Raw genomic sequence first — 4,470 nt, forward strand, 5'->3', positions numbered from 1 at the left:
ATTTTACCTCAGTAGGAAATAATAAATCACGTATAACCAACTTAAAAATCCGTGGATTATCGCCCACATTATGCTTTTATTGACTCCCCATGATAGTGCGACGGCTATGACCGTGCCTAACGTAAATCCACCGATACTACCTTTTGACATATTTTTCTCCTTGATTTAAATTTAGACTCAAACGAGCGGACTACTCGCCAAACGCCTTTAGCTCGTCGCATACTTTGGCGAATTTTTCCTGCGCGCTTTGCAGCCCTTCGCGGTTGGCTTCAACCACGGCTTGTGGAGCGGAGGCTACGAATTTCTCGTTATTTAGCATGTTTGAGAGCTTTTCGATCTCTTTTTGCAGCTTGGTTTTTTGCGCGTTAAGACGCGAAATCACGCCGCTAAGATCGACCCCCTCAAGCGGTACGAAAGTTTCTAGGCTCTCGCTCACGTCGCGGGCGGAATTTGCGATATTTTGCTGCGTAAATTCCACTTCATCTACCTTTGCTAGCGTTTTGATGTAGTCCGCAGCAGCGCTTAGATCGACTGCGGATTTGACGTAGGCCTTGGCTACTCGCGCATTACCGAGCTCGATCGTCGCCTTTGCGCGGCGAATGCTAACGATCGCTTCGATAAGAAGCGAAAATAGCTCCTCGATCCGCTCGTCGCGCTCGCCAGGATGTGGGTATCTCATCACCATGATGGAGCGCGCGTCTTGCAGCTTCGTGCCGCTTAGCTCCTGATACAGATACTCGCTTAGAAACGGCATAAACGGGCTTAGCAGCTTCATCGCTTCTTTAAAAATCATCCCCAGCTCGCCGATCGCGGCCTTGTCCGCCTTGCTAAGCTCGATGCCCCAATCGCAAAACTCGTCCCAAAAAAACTTATAAAGCTCGGTCGCAGCGTCGTTGAAGCGGTATTCGTCTAAATTTTCCCGCACCGCGCCCACGCAGCAGTTAAAGCGCGAAAGCATATATTTGCCGAGGCTCGTTTTGATCCGCGCCGCGTCTAAATCGTCAAATTTAGAGGCGTTTAAAAGCAAAAATTTGCTCGCGTTATAAAGCTTATTCGTAAAATTTCGGTAAATCAAAAGCTTGTCGTCGCTAAGGCGCAGATCGCGCCCCTGCACGCACAAAATCGTAAGCGTAAAGCGCAAAATATCGGCGCTAAATTCATCGATTTTTAGCAGCGGATCGACTACGTTTTTGCTCGATTTGCTCATCTTTTTGCCGTCTTTGTCCTTAACTAAGGCATGCAGATAGATGTCGCGAAACGGCAGCTCTCCCATGGCGTTTTGGCACTGAAACATCATACGCGCGACCCAGAAAAACAAAATGTCAAAGCCGGTAATTAACATAGTATTTGGATAAAATTCGCTCAAATCCTCTTCAAACCACTTCTCGTTTTTCAGAGCCTCGCCATTGCCCCAGCCAAGCGTGCTGATCGGCCAAAGACCGCTTGAAAACCACGTATCGAGCACGTCGGGATCTTGGGTAAAATTTTTGCCGCCGCATTTCGGGCAGGCATCGGGGCTCTCGCGCTCATCCGCCCACTGATGGCCGCAGTCGCAGTAAAACACGGGAATTCTATGCCCCCACCACAGCTGGCGGCTGATACACCAGTCCTTCAGCTCGCGCATCCAGGCGTTGAAGCTATTGATCCAGTGCTTCGGGAAAAATTCCGCCTCGCCGGAATTTACTTTGGCAATTGCTTCTTTTGCGATATCTGCGCGCACGAACCACTGCTGCGAGATGTACGGCTCGACGACGTTTTTGCAGCGGTAGCAGTAACCGACTTGATTTTCGTAATCCTCTATTTTTTCGATAAAGCCCAGCCATTCGAGCTCCGCTACGATCTGATCGCGCGCGGCAAGTCGCTCTAAACCATTAAATTTACCGCACTGCTCGTTTAAAATTCCTTTTTCGTCAAATACCGTGATAAATTCCAGCTCGTGGCGCTTGCCGACCTCGTAGTCGTTGGTATCGTGCGCGGGCGTGACCTTCACGGCGCCCGTTCCGAAGCTCATATCGACGTATTCGTCGGCGATGATCTCTATCTCGCGACCGATTAGCGGCAGCACGACTTTTTTGCCGATCAAATTTTTATAGCGTTCGTCCGCGGGATTTACCATTACGGCGGTATCACCGAAGTAGGTCTCAGGGCGTGTAGTAGCCACGACTATGTAGTTGCGGCTCGTCTCGCTCGAATCTTTGCAAGAGTTTGAATTTTGCTCGCTTGATGAACTATTTGTTCTATCTGCACTCGCAAAATTCTGCACAACCTGCAAATCTTCATCGCGATACTTTGCCTCGTCATTTTGAGTTAAATTTGAAACAGAATTCTCACTTAAATTTGACGCTCGGCATCCGTTTAAATTTGATAAATTTCGCGCGTCCGCAAAATAGTAGCGCAGATGATAGAGCTTGCCCTTGTTTTCCTTGTGTTCGACCTCCACGTCGCTTAGCGCGCCATCGTGCGTGCACCAGTTTACCATGTAGTTTCCGCGCACGATGAGCCCCGCGTCGTATAAGCTTACGAAAGCTTTACGCACAGCGTTTTTAAGCCCCTCATCCATAGTAAAGCGCTGTCTGCTCCACGCGGGCGTGACGCCCAGGCGCTTCATCTGCTTTACGATCTGCCCGCCGCTTTGCTCCTTCCAGTGCCAAACGTGCTTTAAAAACTCCTCGCGCCCTATCTCTTCTTTTTTGATCCCTTGCGCCAAAAGCTCGCGCTCGACGACGTTTTGCGTCGCGATGCCTGCGTGGTCTAACCCCGGCTGCCAAAGCGTGCGGTAGCCGTCCATTCGCTTATATCGCGTCATAATATCTTGCAAGGTAAAAGTGAGCGAATGCCCGATATGAAGCACTCCGGTGACGTTTGGAGGGGGCATCATAATGCAAAAGTTTTTGCCTTTTTGCTGGATATCTTTATTGCCGTCGATCTCGAAGTAGCCGCGCTGCTCCCAAATTTTATAAAAGCTCTCCTCTACGGCTTTCGCGTCGTAAAAATCTGCCATTTTCAGCCCTTTTTTAAAATTTTAAATTTTGCGATTTTAGCGGAATTTATGTAAAGCGCTCATTAAAGCGTGCCAATTCTGCATTATACAATAAAATGTAGTATTTAAATATATATATAAATATCGAATTTTAGAATATTTTAGATAAAATTTTAAAAAATCATATAAAAACACTTGACATTAAAAATTCTACCTGCTATAATACCGAGAAATTTTAACCAAAAGGATTAAATATGAAGAAATTTCTTCTCGCTTCGCTTCTTAGCGCCAGCGTCGTCAGCTTCGCTCTTGCCGAAAAAATCGTAGTCGCCGCTACTCCGATACCGCATGCCGAAATTTTAGAGCAGATTAAGCCTGATCTAAAAGCCCAAGGCTACGATCTTGAGGTCAAGGTTTTCAACGACTACGTAACCCCAAACCTCGCTACCGATAGCGGCGACGTGGATGCAGGATTCTTCCAGCACGTGCCGTATATGGAGGAATTTAACGCTAATAAAGGCACAAAGTTAAAAGCGACCGTGGGCGTGCACTTAGAGCCGATGGGCATCTACAGCCATAAGATTAAAAATTTAAAAGATCTCAAAAACGGTGCCAAAGTTGCCGTGCCGAACGATCCGACCAACGAAAGCCGCGCTCTTGATCTGCTCGTAGCCGCGGGGCTCATCGAAGTTGATCAAAACGCCAAGCTTCGCACGCCGCTGGACGTCACAAAAAATCCTAAAAATTTAGAAATTTTAGAGCTTGAAGGCGCCGCGCTTCCACGCACCCTGGGCGATGTCGATATTGCGGTTATCAACTCAAATTTTGCCTTTAACGCAAATTTAAACCCAATCAAGGATTCGCTATTTTTAGAAAAGGCTGAGGGCAACCCTTACACAAATGTCATCAGCGTTAAAGAAGGCAACGAAAACAGCCCTAAAATCAAGGCGCTAGATAAAGCGATTCAAAGCGAGAAAGTGAAAAAGTTTATCGAGACGCAATATAAAGGCGCAATCATTCCATCGTTTTAACTTCTCTCTTTTTAAAATTCGGCGCAGGATTCGCGCCGAATTTGCTGGCATTCGCTATTTTATTTACTATCTTTTTTTATAATTGCGCGAAATTTACCGAATAAAGGAAAAATAATGAAAAGAATTTTATCTTTCAGCTTTGTTGCCGCTATGGCTATATCTTCGCTTAATGCAGGCGTTTTGGCTACTGCAAAAGACGCAAATATCACTATTACGGATGAGGATGTTGCACCGTTTTTGGCTCAAGGTATGCAGCACGGCGGACAGGAACCAACCGCCGATGAGAAGAAAAAACTAATCGACGATCTGATCAAATACAAACTTCTAATCGCAGAGGCGAAAAAATCAGGTATTGAAAACAGCGACGAATATAAACATCAGCTAGAGCTTGCTAAAGATGGCATCGCATTTAATCTATGGCAACGCGAGCAAGCTAAAGACGTAAGCATCAGCGACGAG

At 46.7% G+C, this 4,470-nt stretch carries 3 protein-coding genes and 1 pseudogene; 2 read left to right on the forward strand and 2 right to left on the reverse strand.

Translation table 11 applies throughout. From position 1 onward, the window contains the following. Nucleotides 1–3 precede the first annotated feature (3 nt). Nucleotides 4–150 (reverse strand): hypothetical protein, encoded by a 147-nt coding sequence (locus Q0140_RS00110; RefSeq protein WP_297880516.1) that lies wholly within the window; start codon nucleotides 148–150, stop codon nucleotides 4–6. 40 nt (nucleotides 151–190) lie between these two features. Continuing rightward, nucleotides 191–3,001, reverse strand: coding sequence for a valine--tRNA ligase (locus Q0140_RS00115; RefSeq protein ID WP_297960305.1), 2,811 nt, complete (start codon nucleotides 2,999–3,001; stop codon nucleotides 191–193). Between the two features lie 233 nt (nucleotides 3,002–3,234). Here Q0140_RS00115 and Q0140_RS00120 point away from each other — a divergent pair, with 233 nt between their 5' ends. Continuing rightward, nucleotides 3,235–4,011 (forward strand): MetQ/NlpA family ABC transporter substrate-binding protein, encoded by a 777-nt coding sequence (locus Q0140_RS00120; protein ID WP_005870677.1) that lies wholly within the window; start codon nucleotides 3,235–3,237, stop codon nucleotides 4,009–4,011. A 114-nt stretch (nucleotides 4,012–4,125) separates the two neighbouring features. After that, a pseudogene (locus Q0140_RS00125) lies at nucleotides 4,126–4,470 on the forward strand (foldase); the annotation flags it as partial.

This window comes from uncultured Campylobacter sp. (assembly GCF_938045405.1).
Taxonomy (GTDB): domain Bacteria; phylum Campylobacterota; class Campylobacteria; order Campylobacterales; family Campylobacteraceae; genus Campylobacter_B.

What these genes read in the sequence shown, in the direction of transcription:
- Q0140_RS00120 (WP_005870677.1), top strand. Translation starts at nt 3,235, where the DNA reads ATGAAGAAATTTCTTCTCGCTTCGCTTCTTAGCGCCAGCGTCGTCAGC.
- Q0140_RS00115 (WP_297960305.1), bottom strand. Translation starts at nt 3,001, where the DNA reads ATGGCAGATTTTTACGACGCGAAAGCCGTAGAGGAGAGCTTTTATAAA.
- Q0140_RS00110 (WP_297880516.1), bottom strand. Translation starts at nt 150, where the DNA reads ATGTCAAAAGGTAGTATCGGTGGATTTACGTTAGGCACGGTCATAGCC.